At 48.7% G+C, this 273-nt stretch carries 1 protein-coding gene; it reads left to right on the top strand.

Features of this window, described 5'->3' with window-relative positions; translation table 11 throughout:
• Positions 1 to 273, top strand: a 273-nt coding sequence (locus SB756_RS30000) for a formyltransferase family protein (RefSeq protein ID WP_410913227.1), incomplete at both ends; no start/stop codon positions are given.

Here is a 273-nt window from a genome sequence, read left to right as displayed (position 1 = left end):
GCGGCAGTTATTGGTAACCACGATACTCTACGTTCTCTGGTTGAGCGTTTTGATATTCCGTTTGAGCTGGTAAGCCATGAAGGGTTAAGCCGCAACGAGCACGATCAAAAGATGGCGGATGCCATTGATGCTTATCAACCTGACTACGTGGTGCTGGCGAAGTATATGCGGGTATTAACGCCGGAATTTGTGGCACGCTTCCCGAATAAGATCATCAATATTCACCATTCATTCCTGCCAGCGTTTATTGGCGCACGTCCTTATCACCAGGCC

It is taken from the genome of Pseudomonas sp. SIMBA_068, from assembly GCF_046534705.1.
GTDB classification, from domain to species: domain Bacteria; phylum Pseudomonadota; class Gammaproteobacteria; order Pseudomonadales; family Pseudomonadaceae; genus Aquipseudomonas; species Aquipseudomonas putida.
This window is presented reverse-complemented; position numbering and strand designations above follow the sequence as displayed.